Raw genomic sequence first — 21,572 nt, 5'->3', positions numbered from 1 at the left:
TTTTACAACATGTTGTATAAACTTAATCATTAGTTTTTGTTTTTGTTTGTGAGAACGTAAACAATCTTTAATATGTATTTAATGATACGATAAGAAGATGAAAGCCGCAATTGCATTTGTCAACATTTTTCGTAAAATTACTAAATAATATCAAAAAAACCTTCTACACTAGATAGCAGAAGGTTTTTTATATCCATTTACTTGTAATTATAGTCGAACGTAGTTGGAAGCAAGCAGTTCGTTATAGAATTTATCAAACTGATTAAGATCCATTTGCTGCTTTTGATCAGAAAGTGCCACAGCTGGATCTGGGTGAACCTCTGCCATCACACCATCTGCACCAATGGCAATGGCAGCTTTCGCACACGGTAATAATAAGTCTCTTCTACCTGTGGAATGCGTTACGTCAACAAAGACAGGTAAATGGGTTTCTTGCTTTAGGATTGGAACAGCTGAAATATCAAGTGTGTTTCTTGTTGCGCGTTCATACGTTCTGATGCCGCGCTCACAAAGGATGATTTGGCCATTTCCTTGGGACATAATGTACTCGGCAGCATTGATAAATTCTTCAATTGTTGCTGCAATCCCTCTTTTTAATAACACCGGTTTATTAACAGAACCTGCTGCTTTTAATAGTTCAAAGTTCTGCATATTACGTGCTCCAATTTGAATGACATCGATATAATCTAGCGCCATTTCAATATCTGCAGGATTAACGATTTCACTGATCACAGCCATATCAAATTCCGTAGCGACACGTTTGAGGATTTTTAAACCTTCAACGCCCAAACCTTGGAAATCGTAAGGGGATGTTCTTGGTTTATAGGCACCGCCACGAAGAAGTTTTAATCCTTTTTCTTGCATTGATTTCGCTACAGTTGCCACTTGTTCATATGATTCAACTGCACATGGACCAAATACGAAGTGTGGTTTGCCATCACCAATGTTTTCACCTTTTAATGTGACAATAGTATCTTCAGGCTGTTTTTTTCTAGAGACAAGTAATGCTTTACTATGATCATCCTGCTGCAGATCAAGACCCGCTTTAAAAATCTCTTTAAAAATATGGTCAATCGTTGCATTTTCAAAAGGTCCATCATTATGCTCTTTTATAATATCAAGCATTTTTCTTTCCCGAACTGGGTCGTAACGGTACACCCCTTGGTTTTCTTTAACGCGCCCAATATCTTGAACGAGCTGCGCTCTTTCATTAATTAACCTTAACAATTCCAAGTTGAGCTCATCTACCCGTGCCCTCAATTGCTCTAATTCATTTTTTTTGCTCATCCTTCGTCCCCATCCTTTCTCTTGCAATACAGATCTTTTAATGTACAGTCCAAAGATTTTTAATATTTCAACATTTTATAATTAGAACTTATTATATCTGAAATGCATTTAATTGTCACTAACTATTTCTTTAATGATTAAACGCTTTTAAGCGCTAAAGCATTCGGTTAAATATGAGAACGAAAACACTTTGTCCAAAAACTTAAAAGGTTGAGGTTGATTTATTGATTTTCACCCAATGCTCCCTGCAAAGAACGGTTTGTTATTTTCCAGTGTGAGGCATTCCATAAGGCCTCTCCGTTTGAAAACAGGATGGTTTGCGGTGATTCATGTTTTATTTGGAATTTCTCTGCGACTTCATTAGACAATGGACGAGAATCCTGAACGGCTAAGAAATAAGTGGAAACAGACTGATTTTCAGTTGCAAACTTCTCAAATTCCGTATAGGCAGCATGGCTAATCGGACAGGTTAGGCTATGCTTTAAAAGAAAAAACTTACTCTCCTTTTTTAATACTTCATCGAATTCTTCAATGGAATCAATTTTCGCTAACATGTGTACATACCTCCAAAAATGAAATAAACGGTGAAGTAATTTTATCACTCCACCGTTTCTATAACAAATAAACTGTTTTATTCTTCGACGACTTTTTAATGTTTGGCATTGTTATACTTGTATGTTGATTTGCGCTCCAATCAACATTGCTATAATCAACAATAATCTTTAACACAGCCTAAAGTTTAACCCTATTTTCTTCCTCTTCTAACGCTCTTTTAGCTTCTTCAAGCTTTCTTCTTATTTCAGAGCTATCTCGGTTTCCAATTTCGATGGTATTCTTCGATTTACTCTTTTCTTTCGGGAGTTGAATGGGAATATAGGTTGATTCTCCTTTGTCCTCCACAACGCCCTCGTTTGTTATTTTTCCTTTAACCTTATTCAATAGACCTGTAGATTGGAGGACAATTCCTTGGGATAAGGAGGAACCTTTAGAGACTAATTCATTGCTTTTGCTCATAACATTTTCTCTCATAGTTGAGGTCTTGTCGATGATGGAACCAGCTTGGTTACTAACCTTATGGCGAAGATCTTTTCCCGACTTTGGGGCTAAAAAGAGTGCAGCAGCAGCACCAACTACTCCTCCAATAAAAGCTCCAAGCAGAAAGTTATTGGATGACTTCTCATTTCTAGTTTGATTCGTATCTCTTGAATCAAAATCCCTATTTGACATCTTCATTTCCTCCTCTATTTTTTCTAATGAGATCTAATCTTCTTGCCTTCTAAGTTAACCTCGTTTTTTGCTTGCTTTCTCGCCTGCCACTTATCCTTTAATTCTAAAATGACATTACTCCATTGAACAATTTGCGAAATCTTTTCTTTGCTTTCTTCTACTTGTTTATCTACTGATTTTGTAATGTTTTGTAGGGTTCCATTGAATTTAGTAACTGTTGTGCCCACATCTTTTACTGCTTCAACAACACTAGTTAAACTTTCAGATTTCTGTTTAAGATCATCTGCTAATGCGTTTGTTTTTTGTAAAAGTATGGTGGTTTCGGCTGTAACACCATCCAACTGTTTTTCCAGTCCAGCCAATGTTTTCGAAACGCTTGTAAGTGTAACTTGAAATGATTTGAGTGTTGTCGATAAAAATATGACAAGCACAAAAAATGCGATTGCTATCAAGGCTACGCTTAAGTATAAAATTATTTGCATTGTGCACCTCCGCCTTAATCCTATCAATATGTATTACCCATCAAGTTTAGATATAAACCTCGATATTATCTTATACTACTTCCATATATTTGTCCTCTTTTCCTGCTGTCTCTAATAAAAAAATTAATCTATTACAGGACGAAAGATTAATTTTTCAACTTTATGGCTTGATTCGGTTACAATAAGAATGTACCTAGATAATTTTTGTTGGAGGCATAAAAAATGAAAGATCCTCGTATTGAAAAACTAGCAAAAAACTTAATTAATTATTCGGTCCAACTTCAAAAGGGTGAAAAGGTTTTAATTGAAAACTTCGGGCTTCAGCGTGAACTTGTGACTGCCCTTGTGAAGGAAGCCTATATAGCTGGGGGATACCCTTTTGTGCTGTTAAAGGACCATCAAGTGGACCGTTCGCTCTTATTAGGAGCACAAGAAGAGCAATATAATATGATGGCAGAATTCGAAGCAAATGTGATGGCTAAGATGGACGCATACATAGGTCTACGTTCGGGTGATAACATTAGCGAACAATCAGATGTGCCGGATGATAAAATGAAAATCCATGGTAATACCATTGGAAAAAAAGTGCATCGTGACATTCGTGTGCCAAAGACCAAATGGGTTGTCCTTCGGTACCCAACATCTTCAATGGCTCAATTAGCTAAAATGAGTACAGAAGCCTTTGAAAACTTTTATTTTGATGTTTGTAATCTCGATTACGGAAAAATGGATAAAGCCATGGACAGCCTGAAAGCGTTAATGGACCGAACAGACAAAGTCCGAATCACAGGTCCAGGAACGGACCTTAGCTTTTCAATTAAGGATATCCCTGCTATTAAGTGTGCTGGACGATTAAATATTCCTGATGGAGAAGTTTATACGGCTCCTGTTCGCGATTCAGTCAATGGAGTTGTTACCTATAACACTCCTTCACCATATCAAGGATTTACATTTGAAAATGTGAAGCTGACCTTCCGGGATGGGAAAATTGTTGAAGCGGAGTCTAATGATTCTAGTCGGATCAATAAAATTTTTGATACAGATGAAGGTGCCCGTTATATTGGCGAATTTGCAATAGGGGTTAATCCATTTATCCTTTATCCAATGCAAGACATCTTATTTGATGAAAAAATTGCTGGCAGCTTCCACTTTACACCAGGCCAGTGTTATGATGATGCCTTTAATGGCAACCATTCCAACATCCACTGGGATATGGTGAATATCCAGCGGCCAGAGTACGGCGGCGGGGAAATCTATTTTGATGATATATTAATCCGCAAAGACGGCCTGTTTGTCCTTCCTGAATTAGAAGTATTAAACCCAGAGAGTCTAAAATAAAGGCTCTGTTAAAGGTGAAAGTGGAGTTATAAAGAATTGATTTTTGCAAAAATCGCGACACTCCTGCGGGAACGTGAGCCAGCAGAAAGCGAGTGATTTTTGCAAAAATCACCACTATCTATTACCAAAATAAGAAAGGATGCCAACTATCTGATGGCATCCTTTCATTTTTATTTCGCTAATTGTTTTTCATAGGATTCCTGGAACTTTTGAATATCTCCGGCTCCCATAAAAATAATAACGCTATTTTCAAATTCATTTAATACGGAGGTTTTGTCTTCCGTAATTACTTCAGACCCGTCAATTCGTCCCTGAAGGTCTTTGATTGTTAGTTTTCCATGATTTTCACGAGCAGAGCCAAAAATCTCACATAAATAGGCTTTATCAGCTGCTCGTAAACTTTTAGCAAAGTCTTCAAGGAACGCTTGAGTCCGTGAAAAGGTATGTGGTTGGAATACGGTCACAATTTTACGATCCGGATATTTTTGCTTAGCTGCATCAATCGTTGCTTTTATTTCAGTTGGATGATGGGCATAATCATCGATTAATATTTGTGACCCAATTCTTTTTTCCGAAAATCTTCTCTTCACACCTTGAAAGGTAGTTAATTGGTTCTTGACTACCTCTACGTTAATTTCCTCATAATGACATAATCCAATAACGGCAAGTGCGTTTAATACACTGTGATCGCCAAAAGTTGGAATGGAGAATGTGTCATAAAATGTATTCCGAATGAATACATCAAAAGTCGTTCCACTAGTTGTTTTCACAAGATTTTTTGCTTGATAGTCATTTTCATCGCCAAAACCATAAAACAAGACAGGAACTTTTGCTTGGATTTTTTGTAACTGTTCATCATCGCCATATGCAAAAATTCCTTTTTTCACTTGTATAGCCATTTCTTGAAATGCTGAAAAGACATCATCAATATTTGCAAAATAATCAGGATGATCAAAATCAATATTCGTCATAATCGCATAGTCAGGAAAGTAAGATAAAAAATGCCTTCTGTATTCACAAGCTTCAAATACAAAGTATTCTGAGCCTTCTCTACCCTTACCTGTCCCATCACCAATTAAAAATGATGTTGGCTTAGCCCCTTCGATCACATGGGCAAGTAAGCCTGTTGTTGACGTCTTCCCGTGCGCACCAGTAACTGCCACACTAGCAAAGTTTTGCATAAAGTCACCTAAAAAACGATGGTAACGCACAATAGGGAGCCCAAGTTTCATTGCCTCTTGAATTTCCTCATGTGTATCAGGAAAGGCATTCCCTGCTATGATCGTCATCCCTGGCTTGATATTCTCCTTTTGGAAAGGAAGAATGGTAATCCCTGATTGCTCAAGGGCCAGTTGTGTAAAAAAGCGCTTTTCGACATCGGAGCCCTGCACCTGAAATTTCATATCATGTAGAACTTGTGCGAGTGCACTCATTCCAGACCCCTTTATACCGACAAAATGGTAAATAGTCATAGATGAACCTCCAACAACGTCTATCTGTAAAACAGTATATGACATCTGTCTGTATTTGCTAACAAGAAAAACAGAGTGCTATTGTACACTAAAATTCAATAACCTCTAAAAAACATATTTAATAATTATATCATTAATTAGCCTGAAAAACTATTTGTAAACAAATTCTTTAAATTCTGCTTAATCAGTACACTATATATTATTTGTCCATGTTATGAAAGAATACTATAGATTAATTATTTGCACTAGCCTCTTGAATAGACTCTAAATCAGCTTCAGTAATTAATACTTCACGTGCTTTGCTTCCATTTGCACTTGTAATATAGCCATTGTTCTCAAGCATATCCATCAATCTTGCAGCTCGATTATAGCCAATTTTAAAGCGCCTTTGAAGACTGGAAGTAGACGCACCACCTTGTTCAATAATAAATTCGCAAGCATCATAAAAAAGTTCATCTTCATTTTCAGTTACTTGTGCTTTTTTTAATAATTCTTCTTGCTCAAACAAGTAATCTGGTTCACGCTGTTCTCTCACATGAGCAACAACAAGATCAATCTCTTCATCCGAGACAAACGTTCCTTGTAAACGGACAGGTTTAGAGGATCCATTTTCTAAGAATAACATATCACCGCGTCCCAGTAGCTTTTCTGCCCCGCTGATATCAATGATGGTGCGCGAATCTACCTGAGATGAAACAGAGAAAGCAATTCTAGTAGGAATATTTGCCTTTATTAAGCCGGTTATTACATCAACCGATGGCCTTTGGGTGGCAACAATTAAATGGATTCCACACGCTCTTGCTTTTTGGGCAATTCTACAAATGGCTTCTTCCACATCCGCTGGTGACATCATCATTAAATCTGCTAACTCATCAATAATAATCACAATAAAAGGAAGTTTATCGGCATACTGCTTATGTTTCATTGCCTGTTCATTGAAACGGTTAATGTCACGAACACCCGTATGGGCAAATAATTCGTATCGTCTTTCCATTTCATCAACAGCCCATTTTAAGGCAGCAGTTGCCGCCTTCACATCCGTAATGACTGGACTAACTAGATGCGGAATCCGATTATACGGTGCGAGTTCGACCATTTTTGGATCTATCAATAAAAGCTTTAAATCTTCGGGGCTGGCTTTAAATAGTAAGCTAACTAGAATGGTGTTAATGCAAACACTTTTTCCTGACCCTGTCGCCCCAGCAATCAAACCATGCGGCATTTTCTTCAAATCGGTCACAATCGGTTTTCCAGCAATATCAAGACCGAGCACTGCTGTTAATGGAGAGGTCGATTCTTTGAAGGTACTGCTTTGAATTATTTCGTTTATGAATACTGGACGGGACGTTTGGTTCGGAACTTCAATCCCAATCGTATGTTTACCTGGGATAGGAGCTTCAATCCGAATGTCTCTTGCTGCAAGACTTAACTTAATATCATCACTTAAGTTGGTAATTTTGTTGACCTTAACACCGGGCTCTGGCTGAACCTCAAACCGGGTAACTGATGGACCTTGTGTCACATTGACGACACTTGCACCGACATTAAAGTTTTGTAATGTTTCGTTTAAAATCTCCTCTTGTTCTAATAGCCATTTAGTATCATTCACCACTGTAACAGGAGGACTAAGCAAACTAGATCCTGGAAGTACATACTGACCATCATCTGTATGATCTTGGCTGTTCTCTTCCATTCCTTTAAAGAGGTCGAGCACATGGTTTGCCTTTTCTGGCTGCACATTTTCTGTTGGCGGCATAACCTGGGATTCCAATGCTCTTCTCCTCTTACGCTCTTCCCATTTTTGTTTATCTTGTTTCAACATCATCACATTAAATGGTAAGTGGGAACGCTTTGGTACAGGCGGTTCTGGTAAAGCCTCTGGTTCTGGCAAGACCTCTTCTGTATAGATTAAATCATCTGCAACTGCAATTAATTCCTTTACCTCATCAAGTGAATCTTCTGCCATTCTTACTTCGATTGCATCTACATCCTGAACTTCATTTTCATGCACGTCTTCTACTTCTACCAAATCTAACAGCTTTTCTGTCGACGCTGGCATTACCATCGCAACTTCGATGTCATGTTGTTCAGAAGCGTTTATTTCTTCGAGGACATCCGTAACTTCTTCAGAATTACTTTTTTCAAATGCTGATTCTGTCTTGTAAACTTCGATGTCCATCTCAGTTCGTCCTGTAATCTTTAATTCAGTCGTCATCTTTTCTGCTGCAATCAGATTGTCAATCAGATTTTCACTATCATCTTCTATAAAATGACTTAATTCATGCTCCACGATTTTATTCGTATTCTTCTTCGGGCGATTAAACCCAAAAACAGGTGAAGGAATCTCCGTCGGTTGGAAAGGACCGCTTTTCTTAACTAATGGTTCTTTATTAATTTTTGGCACATCCTGTTTTACCGTTTGGACTTCCGGTATTGGCCTCATTTTTCTTGTTTCAGGTTCGGGGTGCCTTGTTATTCTTTTTTGGCGCAATGTTTCTTCTTTTTTATTTTGGGTTTCTTTAGGTTTTGGTGGATGAAAAGGATGATTACTGCCTTTTGGGTATTGATAAGAAATCTTCGTCTCTAAGTCCTTTAGACTTTCATATTTATTTAGAAAGGGCATTCCTTCTTGTTGCTTATGTAAAATGTACCCTTCAAATTCATCCTCTTCATCATCTTTTCTTAATTTTTGAAAAAGGTGTTGGAACCAGCTCAAAACTATCACTCTTTCTACTAACTACTTTCGTCTATCACTCTATTTTATCAGTTTTTCATATTTTTTCGACACTATTCTTTTAAATGAGTCAAAATACATGCAATCAGAAAAGGGATTAATGAAAAAAGATCACTGTACAATCGTGATCCTTTTTCTATATTGATTATTTATTTTTTCCTAAAATAAAAATAGGCTCTAATTCACCATTTTCATATAAAAAAGATAAAGCTGTTATGGGGACATGACCGTTTGCAAAAAAGCTCATAGCCATTTGTGCTATCACATCATAACCTCGATCGTTTCGAATATCAGCAATAATTAACACATCCTGATGTGGAACTGCAAGCACCATCGTTCCCGTAATCTGCTTCTCAACTTCATTTAAGAAAACTTTGTTTAAGATCCTGCTTGCATCGTATCCATCATTGGTGTTCAGAAAGTAAAAGCTATTGCCGGCGACCTGATCCTCTTTTAGCGGGGTGGAAAGTGATCTTACATTAAATAAAGCAATTTCTCTAATCCGCGATGCTTCCCAGCCTTCTTTTGCCATGATACGTGAGTCGATTAACCGATAGGTATTCCCTTGATCATACGCATAATAAATTTTTGTTTCCGCAGTGTGCTCGTCTATTAAAAATGGCACGCTCTCTTCTGCTTCCGTTGGGAAAGAAGAGGAGCGAATAACGGGGAAGATTTTTTTCTCATGATCGGTTAACTGAACTGCGTCCTCCATCGCACGCAGCCCCTCTTCGATATAATAAACGACTTCATCGATAGCTTTTTCTTTTTCGACATGCCATTTGGCAATAATTCCTGGTAGAGCAACAGTTATCCCCTTGCCTGAGAGTTTGCTTTCAAATCGCAGTTGATCTTTTTCGCGATCATATGAGATTACCCGATCTTCACCAGCCAATCGTCTTTCTAATTCTGCTTTCATTTTTCTACTATTCATATTCATTTTGAATCCCTCCATCTTAGGAGCTGCCCAGTCTATTTTACATGAAAAACCCCCCATCTCAAAGTGATGGAGAGTTACTTCCTTTTATTTTAAACCTGAAATAAAATTTTCTATTTCTTCTTGTGTTTTTCGGTCTTTACTTACGAATCGCCCTAATTCGTTTCCATTTTCAAATGCAACAAAGCTTGGGATTCCAAAAACATCCAATTGCTGACATATCTCAATAAACTGATCTCGGTCTACATGAATAAAGGTATACTCATTAAATTTGGATTCGATTTCAGGTAAAACCGGCTCAATAACGCGACAATCTGGACACCAGCCTGCTGAAAACATAAAGATGGTTTTTCCATGATTGCGCAGTTGTTCAAATTGTTCTACTGACTCTAAATTCTTCAAGTTCAACGCCTCCGTTTGAATCTTTGCGTTTTTAATACTTCTTTTCAAATCATAACAGTCCCACATAGGTACAGTCCAATCTTTTGCACAAACGTTTTTAGTTAGGATACCCTTACACTATTTTTTTAGCGGCTGGAATAATAGGTATATTGCCCCACTAAGAGCTTCATAAGATGGGTAAACATATCAACCCGATTGATGGACCCATTGGTAAAAATCCCAACGGCCCCTTCATGCTTGCTTACATTCTTCATTTTGGCGTAATCATCCATTACTGGCCCCAACTCTTCTCCAGCTCTCAGTCTGGCTGCAACCTCCTCAGGGAGAAGGATTCTAGCTCCTCCTGCAATAAACGGTTCTCTCTCGTTTGTTGCAAGTGCTCCCCAGTTACAGATAAGCAATCCAAAGCTCGTTTCCTGAACACCGCCCTCAAGACCAATCCCAATATCGCCATTTTCCTGTTTTAATGCACCCACTGCCCGATTAATTGCACCTTTAATGGTTTCATCATCTGAAAACGGCTGTTCATTAACACCAGATGGGATATCTAAGTCGACAAACTCATGCTGATCAGAAAAGCAATTTTTCACTGCAGAAATTTTAGCTGGGTTTTTCGATCCAATGATAATTTTCATGATGCAATGTACTCCTTTTGAAATGGTAAAGGGAGCATAAAAATGCCCCCTGAAAATATCAACTGTTAGCTTTAATCGTATCTACCGTTGTTTTGTCACAAGCCCTAACTAGTTTAACAATTAGTTCTTTAGCAGCAGCATAATCATCAACGTGAACGATAGAGGCATGGGTATGAATATAGCGTGAACAAATACCGATAACGGCACTTGGAATGCCTTCATTAGATTGATGAATTCTACCTGCATCCGTTCCACCCTGTGAAACAAAATATTGATATGGAATGTTATGTGTTTCTGCCGTATCCAGTACAAACTCTCTCATTCCGCGATGAGTAACCATTGTGCGGTCTAGGATGCGGAGTAATGCCCCTTTCCCTAATTGGCCAAACTCATTTTTATCGCCCGACATATCGTTAGCTGGGCTTGCATCTAGAGCAAAAAAGATGTCAGGGTTAATCATATTAGCAGCAGTTTGTGCACCACGTAACCCCACTTCTTCTTGAACTGTGGCCCCTGAGTACAAAGTATTTGGCAATGTTTCATCTTTTAATTCCTGAAGTAACTCAATAGCTAAACCACAACCATAGCGGTTATCCCATGCTTTTGCTAATATTTTTTTCGGGTTGGCCATTGGTGTAAATGGACAAATTGGCAGGATGGCCTGACCTGGCTTTATCCCTAAGCGTTTTGCATCCTCACGGTCATCTGCACCGATATCAATCAGCATATTTTTAATTTCCATAGGTTTATTACGCTTTGCATCGTCTAATAGATGTGGTGGTATCGACCCAACGACACCAATAACAGGACCATTATTTGTCATCACTTGAACACGCTGGGCAAGAATAACTTGACTCCACCATCCCCCAAGCGGCTGGAAACGAAGCATCCCATTATCGGTTATGGCAGTCACCATGAAGCCTACTTCATCCATATGACCTGCTACCATGACCGTCGGCCCGTTGTCTGCTCCTCTTTTTACCCCGAAAATGCTGCCCAGATTATCTTGAATAATTTCATCTGAGTATTGAGATAATTGCTCCCGCATAAATTTTCTTACCAAATGTTCATTACCAGAAGCACCGGGAAGTTCTGTTAATGTTTGAAAAAGCTTTAAGGTTTGATCGTTCATTTTTGAGGCTCCTTTAGGTTTCTCTGTTTGTTTATGTACATATTTCAATTTTACAGAACTTTGGTTTCTCTTTCCATCAATTGAATTTTAATATTTGTAATAGTATGTTCCTATCGGTAAATACGATATACTGAGAAGAGAATCCTATCTTTTCCAAATTTATCTTTTGGAGGTCCTGTTATGAATTGGAAATCGTTTCTTCTCGGTGCAGCGGTCGGTTTGATTGGAGGATATGCTGCAAAAGAAATTATTAATAGTAAAACCAATGTTTCACCTGAAAAGGTATTAGAACAGGTAAAAAAACAATTTACTAAGAATGGACCCATCAACGGTTCATGGATACATATGGAAGCAGAACCGTATGAAAAGCAGCAAATTAATTACAGTGTCTATAAAGGCGGTATTTCTAAAAATAATAATGGTACAACAGAGCAATTTGAATTCATCGCCGATGCCCATACAGGCACTCTTTTGGACGTGCGGACATTGTCCAGCGATCTTGTTTCATAATGAAAATAGCCGAACCTAAAAGGTTACGGCTATTTTAAAGCTTATTTTTCCCTTTTAATACTTTCAACTATTTGCTTTCCGTCAGCATCCCATTTCACTGCCCGGTAAAAAGCATCATGATAAAAACTGAACCACGCGTTATTATTTAATCCATATGGCAGCCATTTTTCTTTAGCGGTAATCGAGGTCATTGGATAATCATCATAGGCCATCACCCACAAAACGGGTTGATGTGCGTGAGTTGCCATCAGGTCAGCCATATGAATTAACATTTCGCCAGCGTCCTCGACAATCAAGATCGAATGTCCGTCACTATGACCTCCAGTATGGATCATCGTTAACGCCCCAAAGTTCCATTTTTCTTCAAAAGGCACTACCTGGGTCTCAATCGCTTCCCAGTTTTCTTTCCAATATGTATTTTTCGACCGAATATTCGGATTACGCATTTCGTCCCATTCGACTTGTGAAGTAATAATTCGAGCATTAGGAAAGGCAGAAATGTATTGTCCGTTCTCCAGGTTTGTCAGGCCGCCGGCATGGTCAAAATGCAAATGAGTCATCAAGATATAGTCGATGTCTTTTGCTTTTAAACCAAGCTTCCTTAATGATTCATCCAACTCTGATTCTCTTGTTACACCATAATTTCTTAATTGCTTTTCTGATAATTTTCCTTTACCAATACCAGTTTCTACTAAGAAATTTTTCCCATCCATTTGAATTAAGATCGGATCTGTTGGTAGTTCGATTTGATTTTTATCATTGTGAGGGTATTTTTTCGACCATAATCCTTTCGGAACAACCCCAAACATGGCACCGCCATCTAAATTTGTTACTCCTCCAGATAACCACGTCAGTTTGACATCGCCAATTTTAACTGTTTCCAACGATTCTTCCCCCTTTGTGTGTTTTCTATATTTTAACATTGTCTGATTAGGAGGAAAAATAAAAAAGAACAGCTCATTAAATGAACTGTCCACTAAGTTAGTTTTGATATTTTACTTCACAACGATAAATGCGACTTCCCTTTTCAGAAAATTTCTCTTCATACTCCGTCATGATGTTACCTTCATAATCACTTTTATGGAGATCTAGACTGATATACTTTAATAATAATCCATACTCCGAAAAGCTTATTAAAGAATGTTCAAATAAGCCTTGATTGTCCGTTTTAAAATGGATTTCTCCACCATCAACCATAATATCCTCATAAGTCTTTAAGAAATCCTTATAAGTTAATCTTCTTTTTCTATGACGAAATTTTGGCCATGGATCGGAAAAGTTCAAATAGACCTGATTGACATCATTTTTGGCAAAGTATTTAGGTAAATCCACTGCGTTTACATTAAGAAGTTTGAGGTTTGGTAAATTTGCATCGATTAACCGTTCCAAAGCAGTAATAATGACACTATCGTATAGTTCAATGCCAATATAATTTATCGTTGGATTTGCTTTTGCCATTTCGGTTATAAATTGTCCTTTTCCTGTGCCCACCTCAATATGAATTGGTTGATCCTTTTCAAATACTTCATGCCATTTTCCTTTATATTGTTCAGGATTAGGGACGATATATTGCGGATGTTGCTCTATTTTTTCCTTTGCCCAAGGTTTATGTCTAACTCTCATTTTTGACACTCCTAATAATAATATTGTTCATTACATATCATGCACCATTTTTCCTTACAAGTTTAACTTTATGGAAATAAGATAATGCATAAACAAAAAAAGAATTCACAACCTAACAGTGTGAATTCTTGTTTTTAAATAACACTTGAGAGGGTGTACATTCATGCCATTAAGTCATGATGACCAAGTTACTTTATTAAAAGATATATTAAACAATCATCAAACAGATTGCTGCGGGTCCGTTGCCGAATGCGAACAATTAGAGCGCTTAGTGAAATCCCTGATGGTAAATACACAGGTTGATCAAAATGTTAAAAATATCTTGCAGGAAGTATATCAATACAGCCAACATGGAGTTGGTACAGATGATTTAGATCAACATATTTTATCTAACCAAGCAAACTTATCAAGTTGGGTAAGTGATATTGATCAATTTTCCTGATTTAGAGAATTTCATCTAGAAATTTTATCCATTTGTTCATTTCTTCCAAGCGATTTTTATTTTTATACCATTGAATTGAAGAAAGCGTCTGAATGGTTACATACCATTTCATTCGCAACTTTAGGTCATCGGTCAGCTCTTCGCCGTACATGCTTAACCAATCCTGCCAATTCTCTTTTGGAATGTACCAATAAAGGAGCAATCCTAGGTCTATAGCGGGGTCCGCAATCATTGCTCCGTCCCAGTCAATCAAGTACAACTGGTTGTCTTCTGCAAGCAGCCAGTTGTTATGGTTTACATCACCATGACAAACGACTTTTTCATCACAATAGACGTTTAATGCTTCCTTTTTTAAAAAGCTCAAGGCTTTTTGCGTTTCAGGCAATGAAAGTACCTGCTCATCTAACTCGTTTACCACCGATTCCAATATGGGTTCAGGATGTAATGGAGAGTTTTCGATCCGGCTTAACATACCCAGCATAGGCTCTGAGCAATGAATCTTCTTTAACAGTCTTGCCACGAGTTCTTGATTCATTTCCGACGGCTTTAGTTCTCTACCAGGAAGCCACTGCTGTGCAGTGATCACGTCTCCACTTTCCAACCTTTTTGTCCAAACAAGTTTTGGGACAATGCCTTCTGCTGATAGGACAGCAAGGAACGGAGACGAATTCCGCTTCAAAAAAAGCCTTTGGTCTTTATATTTTGCATAAAAGGCTTCACCTGTTTTGCCTCCAGCAGGGGTAATTTCCCACTCTTGTCCTAGTATATGATCCAAAATTGCTCACCTTCAATTTATGCCGTTCTAATGGGCTTATTCCCCTTATATAAGAGGTATAACCTGCGCTGCCGGAAGGTCTTATATTACCACAGTTTCATAAACAGCTTTTATTTTTTAGAAATAAAAAAAAAGCTATTGAAACCATTGCACACAATAGCCATCTTATTAAATTCTATCTCGGATTACCTTTTTTCGTCAAGTACATCTGCAGAAACTATTTTTTCAGCAAAACATTAATGGAAACAGGTTGGATACATATTTCATTCCCCTGTAAGACCCACTTGCCTGTTATTCCCGCATGATCATGATCTACTAAGACAGCCCAATCCCCTTCTGGTACCGTTATCGCTTGCTTTTTTAAGGTGGGATTGATGAGAAAAATTATTTCATTATCATCCCTTATAAACCAATACCCCAATAGTGGTGACGCTAATGGTAATTGGCGTGTATGTGCACATATCTCAGCAGAAGTTCTCATTCGGAAACAAGAAAATTCCTTACGAACTTGTATTAGTCCTTTAATATATTTCACGTCATCTTTATATATAATCTTTCTTTCCCAGTCAAGTTGATTTATTTTATCAGAAGAACGGTAACTATTTCCATCACCTTTTTTTGTCCGAAAAAACTCTTGCCCACTGTGAAGAAAGGGGATTCCTTGGGAAAGCAAAACAATCCCTGTGGCAAGACGATGATATTTCATTCGTAAAGAATCATCATTATCGGGGAGACATGCCAGAAGTTTATCCCACATCGTATGATTATCATGACATTCTACATAATTCACCGACTGAAAGGGTTCATTAAAAGCACCCGACCCCTGTTTCGTAAAGCCGATACTACCCGTTATAACTTCATTTGCTGCCTCCTTGTAATGTTCATTTCCTAAGGCAAAACCTTTATCAAACAAGTTAAAGGTATTACCTTTTATAGAATCGCGAAATTTATCATTGAATTGAGCTATTTGCGGCATTTTTGCCTGATTTGCGATTGTTGCTTTCTGCTCTACAGGGAGCGGTGTGTTAAGACTCCAGCCTTCACCGATAATAATCGTTTGCTTTGATTGTCTGTTACAAACTTTCCTTACTTCTTCCATGGTTTCTACATCCAAGATTCCCATTAAATCAAAGCGAAATCCATCAATATGATATTCCTCCAGCCAATATTGAATCGAATCGACGATAAATTTTCTGACCATCTTGCGTTCCGAGGCAATATCATTTCCTACACCAGTCCCATTCGAAGGGAGTCCAATCTCGTTATGACGAAAATAATACCCCGGAACCACCTTCTCAAATGACGAAGTCTCACGAACATAGACATGATTATATACCACGTCCATAATTACTCGGAGGCCAAGACTATGAACTTGATCAATTAGCTGCTTAAGCTCTTGGATTCTTGAATATGGATCTGCAGGATTCGTTGAATAGCTGCCTTCAGGAGCATTAAAATGGAGAGGATTATATCCCCAATTATATTCATGATTCCTTTGTAATTCATCTATACCTGCAAAATCATGGAAGGGTAAGAATTCGATATGTGTAACACCCAGGTCTTTTATATAAGCTAATCCTGTAGGTTCTCCATCCAACCCTTTTGTATGATGCTCGCCTGCACCCAGATACAGTCCCTTATTCATTACACCACTGTTTGGATGAATCGTAAAATCCCTAATATGTGTTTCATATATGATTGCATCAACTGCATTTTCAATAGCAGGTAAGTTGGGGCGTGGCCTTTGTGTTTTTTCAAGTCTCACAATGACTCCAAGTTCACCATTGACGGTCACGGCTTTTGCATACGGATCCACTGCCTCACGCCATTCTTGATTCACTAGGATAAGAAAACTATAATGATAGAGCTCCAAATCCCGATTTAAAGCAACGGACCATACGCCGCAATCTTCTCGCTTCATTTTTACAATTTCTGAAAAACTGCTATTAGATGGACGTAACTTCAATTTAACTTGAGTGGCCGTGGGTGCCCAAAGCTTAAACCAGGTCAAATCTGCTTGAAAAGTAACTCCAAGGTCATTACCGACATAATAGAATTTCTCATCAAAGGCGTCCGTTCGAATCACGGCACCAATTTGGAGGTCTGTTTTCCCGCCATGTTCATCAATAATCATATATTGTTTTTCAAAAGAATAATCCTTTGATAATTCACAAATATATTTCATTTTATTATCGATTTGTCTCTTCTCAATGATTTTCAAAGGATGTTCTTGAAAATCATTCGTAATCGAAAAGGAGGATGATAATCCGTGATGATAAGAAAGAGGAAGAAGAATCGTAATGATCTTCATCTCATCTAGATAGGCAAAGAAATTTCGGTCAGTAGCAATCATTCGAATCCCTCTCTTTCATCTCCACTTCTTCCGTATGTTTTCTTCTCGTTAATACCTCCAGAGCCCTTGCTTGAAGGTCTATTTTTAATGGTATAAATCCGATATGCTCTCCATCAGCATGAACAAAAAGTTTGGTAGGTGAATGGATGGAAACATTCCTGCCCGTATATGTTTTCACTTCTTTAAAATGGATATGCTTCCCCCAAAATACACTAATAAAAACAAGCAGCAGTTTCCATCTTGTTAATTGATGGACCACCGTTATATCAAAAAGACCATCATCCGGCTCAGCCCGGGGGGCAATTTTCATACCACCGCCATAATACGGTTGATTGGAAACCGTTACAAACCATGTTTGTTCAAATATATGCTTTTTCCCGTCAATTGATAAATCAATTGTTGAGGTTTTATAAGTAAATAATTTTTTTAACATAAAATAAACATAAACCATCCTGCCCATCCCGAGTTTATTTAATAATGCCTTCATCCGCGATTGATTAACTTCATAAGAAATTATCGCATCAAACCCTGCACCCATGTTGTTTATAAAATAGTGCTCATTGGAATCAGCCAATGTAATTTTCCCAACATCGATGGGCAAACCCTTTTGTTTCCCCAGTCGAAGAATGACTGCTATTGCTTCGAGAGGATCGACAGGAATTTGAAAACCTCTTGAAAAATCATTTCCAGACCCCCCAGGGATAAATCCAAGTGTAATATGATGATCATCTACTACTCCATTCATCACCTCATGCATTGTTCCATCTCCACCAACAGCAATAATAATCTTTTGCTCTAGATTCTTTAATGCAATTTGGCTTGCGAGGTCCTTTGCATGGCCGGGGTATTCGGTAAAGAATGCTAGGTACGAAACATTGTTCCCTCTTAGTTGATGTTCCACTCTCTTCCATATCTTAAAGCAATGACCGTTGCCTGCCTTAGGATTAATAATAAAGTAAATTTGTTTCATAAAACCAACCTTACCTTTATTTCATTTTATGTTTTGGTACTTGTTAAAGGATATATTTTTATCGCTTCATACTTTGGTGTTTTGTTTAGGTGTGTTTGGTATAGCACTACATCACCGGATGTAAATGAAAGGGGAGCTGGCTGAATTTCTTCCCAAAGAGCTAGCATTTCGTTTCGGAAAGGTTGTTCCCCTATCCACTTTCTAGCAAGTGTGATATGGGGACGAAATGGTCTTGTTTCCAGTTGAAACCCAGCCTTCTCGCAAGCTGAAAATACCTTTTTTCTGATGGTATATAAATGATTGCTTTCCTCAGTATCCGCCCAAAAAACACGGGGAGAAGTAACACTGCCGAAGAATCCAAGTTTGTTTATTTTCAGTGTTAATGCCGTCTCATTGCTAAGAACCGTTTTGACGTTTTTATCGGCTTCTGCAAGTTTGTCGGGCGGGGAACTGCCCAAAAACGCTAAGGTAATATGGAGATCCTGATAATGAACCCAACGGCTAAAAGGAGTCCTTTCCTTTATTTTTCCCATATGCTCTTTCATGACTAATTTTGTTTCATCAGGCATTCTGACCGCAAAGAAAAAATGAGATTGATGTTCCATTGTTATGTTCCCTTCTCTAGATAATTCTAGTCTATTTTGTCCTAATTGTATCTAGTAGCAGACAGACAATTAGCCAATTTTTTTACAAAGAGGTAAAATTTATTTAATATTAAATAAGAAACTAATTAATCAGTAAAAATGGAAAGGACGGTCCCCTTGAAAGTAGTCAACAATATTGCAGAATTAATCGGAGATACACCATTCGTTAAATTAAATCGCTTAGCACCTAAAAATGGGGCATCGGTCTATTTAAAGCTTGAGTACTTTAATCCAAGCAAAAGCGTGAAAGACCGAGCTGCTTTTAATATGATCATTGAAGCAGAAAAGGCAGGAAAATTAGTACCTGGTTCAACAATAATTGAGCCGACAAGTGGAAATACAGGAATTGGCCTGGCCATGAATGCCGCAGCACGCGGCTATAAATCAATTATCGTGATGCCAGATACAATGACACAAGAACGAATCAGTATCTTAAGAGCTTATGGTTCGGAAGTTGTCCTTACACCTGGGGATGAAAAAATGCCAGGTGCCATAAAAAAAGCACTTGAATTAGCAAATGGCATTCCAAATAGTTTCGTCCCGATGCAATTTGAAAATCATGCGAACTCCGATGCCCACCGATTGACTACCGCTGTAGAAATCATCGAGGCGATGAAGGAAATTGGGAAACCGCTCACAGCATTTGTTGCCACCGCTGGTACAGGTGGGACCATTACGGGTACAGGAGAAACGTTAAAAGCTCATTATGAAAATATAACAGTTCACGTTGTTGAACCAAAAGGCTCACCTGTTCTATCAGGCGGGAAACCGGGTAAGCACAAACTTGTTGGGACTAGCCCAGGATTTATTCCAGCTATTCTGAACCAGAATATCTATGATGAAATCCATCAAATCAATGATGAAGATGCCTATGATATAGCGCGTCGATTAGCAGCTGAAGAAGGAATTCTAGTCGGACCGTCCTCGGGAGGGGCTTGCTTTGCTGCATTAGAAGTAGCGAAACGATTAACTCCTAATGATGTCGTTGTGTGTATTGCTTGCGATACGGGGGAACGGTATTTATCGAGTGATTTGTTCCAGTTTTAAAAGCGGAAGCATAGCGTCCATTGGTTACCCTAGGGGCTCTTTTTACTGCTTCTGGGTCATCAATAACGTCCATTGGTTACCCTAGGGGCTCTTTTTACCGCTTCACGGTCATCAATAACGTCCATTGGTTACCCTAGAGGCTCTTTTTACCGCTTCACGGTCATCAATAACGTCCATTGGTTACCCTAGGGGCTCTTTTTACCGCTTCACGGTCATCAATAACGTCCATTGGTTACCCTAGGGACTCTTTTTACCGCTTCACGGTCATCAATAACGTCCATTGGTTACCCTAGGGGCTCTTTTTACCGCTTCACGGTCATCAATAACGTCCATTGGTTACCCTAGGGGCTCTTTTTACCGCTTCACGGTCATCAATAACGTCCATTGGTTACCGTAGGGGCTCTTTTTACCGCTTCACGGTCATCAATAGCCCGTTTCGGAGGCGTATCTACTGAAGCGCTCCAACTGTGAGATAAAGGGAAACAGAAAAGCGGAAGCGACTTGCTCAGGGGCGTCAGTCATAGGACTAGCTTGCGTGAAGGTTGCTTTTTTACCTTCAGGACAGATTGGCTTATGACCCCTGAGCCCCTAGGCACTGGAGCTAGACAGTTATCTAAGTTCAAATTTTTATATTTCTTTTTAAGCATAAAAAGACGTGGACACTTTTCTGTGTTCACGTCTTTTTTTCTAATTTAGGATTTTATCATTAAGTGCTCCACATTGTTTTTCAATTTCTTTCTCAAACAATTCCTGCAGACTTTTTGTAATAGGACCAGGAAAACCATCCCCCACTCTCTTCCCATCCACCTCAATAATTGGCATCACTTCTGATGTAGTGCTTGATAGGAACACTTCATCTGCATCAAAAAGTTCATTGAGGGTGAATGTACGTTCCTCAACTACAATGTTATTCCTTGCACAGATCTGCAGGATAACATCTTTTGTAATTCCCTTTAATATCAAGTTGTCCGATTGATGTGTAATAACCTTACCATTTTTAACAATAAAGATATTCGATGAACTTCCTTCCGTCACATCCAGGCTGCGATGTTGAATGGCTTCATAGGAGCCAACTTCGGCCGCTTTTTGTTTTGCTAATAAATTTCCTAGCAAATTCAAACTTTTTATATCACAGCGCAGCCAGCGAATATCTTCTGTAACGATTGTTGTTACACCCGTTTTTAGACTCTCTAATGGTCTAATTGCTTCTTTCGTATAGGCTACTAAACTCGGCCTTACATCTTCCGTTGGAAAAGCATGATTACGAGGTGCGACTCCTCTCGTAATTTGCATATAAATCGTCCCTAACTTAAGATTATTTTTCGCAACAAGCTCTTCAAGCAATTTCGTAAACTGATCCATCGTATATGTGAGTGTGATGCCAATACTCTCTAAACTTTTCACAAAACGATTGAGATGTTCCGTTACTGTGAACATTTTTCCGTTATAGACACGGATGACCTCGTATACCCCGTCCCCAAATTGATAGCCACGGTCTTCCACATCAACCTTTGCCTCTGAACGTTCAATCATTTTCCCATCCAAGATTGCATATTTCATTC

The 21,572-nt window shown here is 38.4% G+C and carries 21 protein-coding genes; 4 read left to right on the top strand and 17 right to left on the bottom strand.

What is annotated here, in order from left to right:
- Positions 1 to 207 precede the first annotated feature (207 nt).
- From KW850_RS19070 to KW850_RS19055, 4 genes are all read right to left on the bottom strand, one after another.
- On the bottom strand, positions 208 to 1,287 hold the full coding sequence (locus KW850_RS19070; RefSeq protein ID WP_218349357.1) for a bifunctional 3-deoxy-7-phosphoheptulonate synthase/chorismate mutase: 1,080 nt from the start codon (positions 1,285 to 1,287) through the stop codon (positions 208 to 210).
- Between the two features lie 221 nt (positions 1,288 to 1,508).
- Positions 1,509 to 1,841, bottom strand: coding sequence for a bacillithiol system redox-active protein YtxJ (ytxJ, locus tag KW850_RS19065; protein WP_218349356.1), 333 nt, complete (start codon positions 1,839 to 1,841; stop codon positions 1,509 to 1,511).
- A gap of 178 nt (positions 1,842 to 2,019) precedes the next feature.
- The gene (locus tag KW850_RS19060) at positions 2,020 to 2,514 is read right to left on the bottom strand and encodes a YtxH domain-containing protein (RefSeq protein ID WP_218349355.1); all 495 of its coding nucleotides are present in this window, start codon (positions 2,512 to 2,514) and stop codon (positions 2,020 to 2,022) included.
- Positions 2,515 to 2,537: 23 nt separating this feature from the next.
- Positions 2,538 to 2,996 (bottom strand): DUF948 domain-containing protein, encoded by a 459-nt coding sequence (locus KW850_RS19055; RefSeq protein WP_218349354.1) that lies wholly within the window; start codon positions 2,994 to 2,996, stop codon positions 2,538 to 2,540.
- Between the two features lie 222 nt (positions 2,997 to 3,218).
- Here KW850_RS19055 and KW850_RS19050 point away from each other — a divergent pair, with 222 nt between their 5' ends.
- Positions 3,219 to 4,334: an aminopeptidase gene (locus KW850_RS19050; RefSeq protein ID WP_218349353.1), complete on the top strand. Its 1,116-nt coding sequence runs from the start codon at positions 3,219 to 3,221 to the stop codon at positions 4,332 to 4,334.
- Positions 4,335 to 4,504: 170 nt separating this feature from the next.
- On the opposite strand, the gene murC is transcribed toward KW850_RS19050, so the two are convergent.
- From murC to KW850_RS19020, 6 genes are all read right to left on the bottom strand, one after another.
- Positions 4,505 to 5,806, bottom strand: a complete 1,302-nt coding sequence (gene murC / locus KW850_RS19045; RefSeq protein WP_218349352.1) for a UDP-N-acetylmuramate--L-alanine ligase — start codon at positions 5,804 to 5,806, stop codon at positions 4,505 to 4,507.
- Positions 5,807 to 6,038: 232 nt separating this feature from the next.
- On the bottom strand, positions 6,039 to 8,522 hold the full coding sequence (locus KW850_RS19040) for a DNA translocase FtsK (RefSeq protein WP_218349351.1): 2,484 nt from the start codon (positions 8,520 to 8,522) through the stop codon (positions 6,039 to 6,041).
- Between the two features lie 163 nt (positions 8,523 to 8,685).
- On the bottom strand, positions 8,686 to 9,480 hold the full coding sequence (locus KW850_RS19035) for a DUF1444 domain-containing protein (RefSeq protein WP_256358329.1): 795 nt from the start codon (positions 9,478 to 9,480) through the stop codon (positions 8,686 to 8,688).
- Positions 9,481 to 9,564: 84 nt separating this feature from the next.
- Positions 9,565 to 9,879 (bottom strand): thioredoxin family protein, encoded by a 315-nt coding sequence (locus KW850_RS19030; protein ID WP_218349350.1) that lies wholly within the window; start codon positions 9,877 to 9,879, stop codon positions 9,565 to 9,567.
- Between the two features lie 125 nt (positions 9,880 to 10,004).
- Positions 10,005 to 10,514, bottom strand: a complete 510-nt coding sequence (locus tag KW850_RS19025) for a DUF84 family protein (RefSeq protein ID WP_218349349.1) — start codon at positions 10,512 to 10,514, stop codon at positions 10,005 to 10,007.
- A gap of 58 nt (positions 10,515 to 10,572) precedes the next feature.
- Complete coding sequence (locus tag KW850_RS19020) at positions 10,573 to 11,646, bottom strand: M42 family metallopeptidase (protein ID WP_218349348.1); 1,074 nt, start codon at positions 11,644 to 11,646, stop codon at positions 10,573 to 10,575.
- 180 nt (positions 11,647 to 11,826) lie between these two features.
- On the opposite strand from KW850_RS19020, the gene KW850_RS19015 reads away from it, so the two are divergent.
- Positions 11,827 to 12,156 (top strand): PepSY domain-containing protein, encoded by a 330-nt coding sequence (locus tag KW850_RS19015; RefSeq protein WP_218349347.1) that lies wholly within the window; start codon positions 11,827 to 11,829, stop codon positions 12,154 to 12,156.
- A gap of 41 nt (positions 12,157 to 12,197) precedes the next feature.
- Here KW850_RS19015 and KW850_RS19010 read toward each other — a convergent pair whose 3' ends face one another.
- A complete protein-coding gene (locus tag KW850_RS19010; RefSeq protein WP_218349346.1) occupies positions 12,198 to 13,040 on the bottom strand; it encodes a YtnP family quorum-quenching lactonase in 843 nt (280 codons plus the stop codon).
- 97 nt (positions 13,041 to 13,137) lie between these two features.
- The gene (gene trmB, locus KW850_RS19005; RefSeq protein ID WP_218349345.1) at positions 13,138 to 13,779 is read right to left on the bottom strand and encodes a tRNA (guanosine(46)-N7)-methyltransferase TrmB; all 642 of its coding nucleotides are present in this window, start codon (positions 13,777 to 13,779) and stop codon (positions 13,138 to 13,140) included.
- Positions 13,780 to 13,942: 163 nt separating this feature from the next.
- Here trmB and KW850_RS19000 point away from each other — a divergent pair, with 163 nt between their 5' ends.
- Complete coding sequence (locus KW850_RS19000) at positions 13,943 to 14,221, top strand: YtzH-like family protein (protein ID WP_218349344.1); 279 nt, start codon at positions 13,943 to 13,945, stop codon at positions 14,219 to 14,221.
- Between the two features lies 1 nt (position 14,222).
- Here the strand turns inward: KW850_RS19000 and KW850_RS18995 are convergent, their stop codons facing one another.
- The 4 genes from KW850_RS18995 to thpR all read right to left on the bottom strand — a co-directional run bounded on the left by KW850_RS18995 (position 14,223) and on the right by thpR (position 18,924).
- Positions 14,223 to 14,996, bottom strand: coding sequence for a phosphotransferase family protein (locus tag KW850_RS18995; protein WP_218349343.1), 774 nt, complete (start codon positions 14,994 to 14,996; stop codon positions 14,223 to 14,225).
- Between the two features lie 217 nt (positions 14,997 to 15,213).
- Positions 15,214 to 17,349, bottom strand: a complete 2,136-nt coding sequence (gene pulA / locus KW850_RS18990) for a type I pullulanase (protein WP_218349342.1) — start codon at positions 17,347 to 17,349, stop codon at positions 15,214 to 15,216.
- Entirely contained in the window at positions 17,336 to 18,319 is a 984-nt protein-coding gene (locus KW850_RS18985) for a diacylglycerol/lipid kinase family protein (RefSeq protein ID WP_218349341.1), read from the bottom strand. Before KW850_RS18985 ends, pulA begins: the two co-directional genes overlap by 14 nt.
- Before the next feature lie 26 nt (positions 18,320 to 18,345).
- Positions 18,346 to 18,924 (bottom strand): RNA 2',3'-cyclic phosphodiesterase, encoded by a 579-nt coding sequence (gene thpR, locus KW850_RS18980; RefSeq protein WP_218349340.1) that lies wholly within the window; start codon positions 18,922 to 18,924, stop codon positions 18,346 to 18,348.
- A gap of 138 nt (positions 18,925 to 19,062) precedes the next feature.
- Here thpR and cysK point away from each other — a divergent pair, with 138 nt between their 5' ends.
- The gene (cysK, locus tag KW850_RS18975; RefSeq protein WP_218349339.1) at positions 19,063 to 20,010 is read left to right on the top strand and encodes a cysteine synthase A; all 948 of its coding nucleotides are present in this window, start codon (positions 19,063 to 19,065) and stop codon (positions 20,008 to 20,010) included.
- 687 nt (positions 20,011 to 20,697) lie between these two features.
- Here the strand turns inward: cysK and dat are convergent.
- Positions 20,698 to 21,570 carry a D-amino-acid transaminase gene (gene dat / locus KW850_RS18970; RefSeq protein ID WP_218349338.1) on the bottom strand — a complete coding sequence of 291 codons (873 nt, stop codon included), beginning with the start codon at positions 21,568 to 21,570 and terminating at the stop codon, positions 20,698 to 20,700.
- Positions 21,571 to 21,572 lie beyond the last annotated feature (2 nt).

This window comes from Bacillus sp. sid0103, from assembly GCF_019219025.1.
The sequence above is the reverse complement of the archived record's forward strand: the minus strand, read 5'-3'. Positions and strand labels throughout refer to the sequence as shown.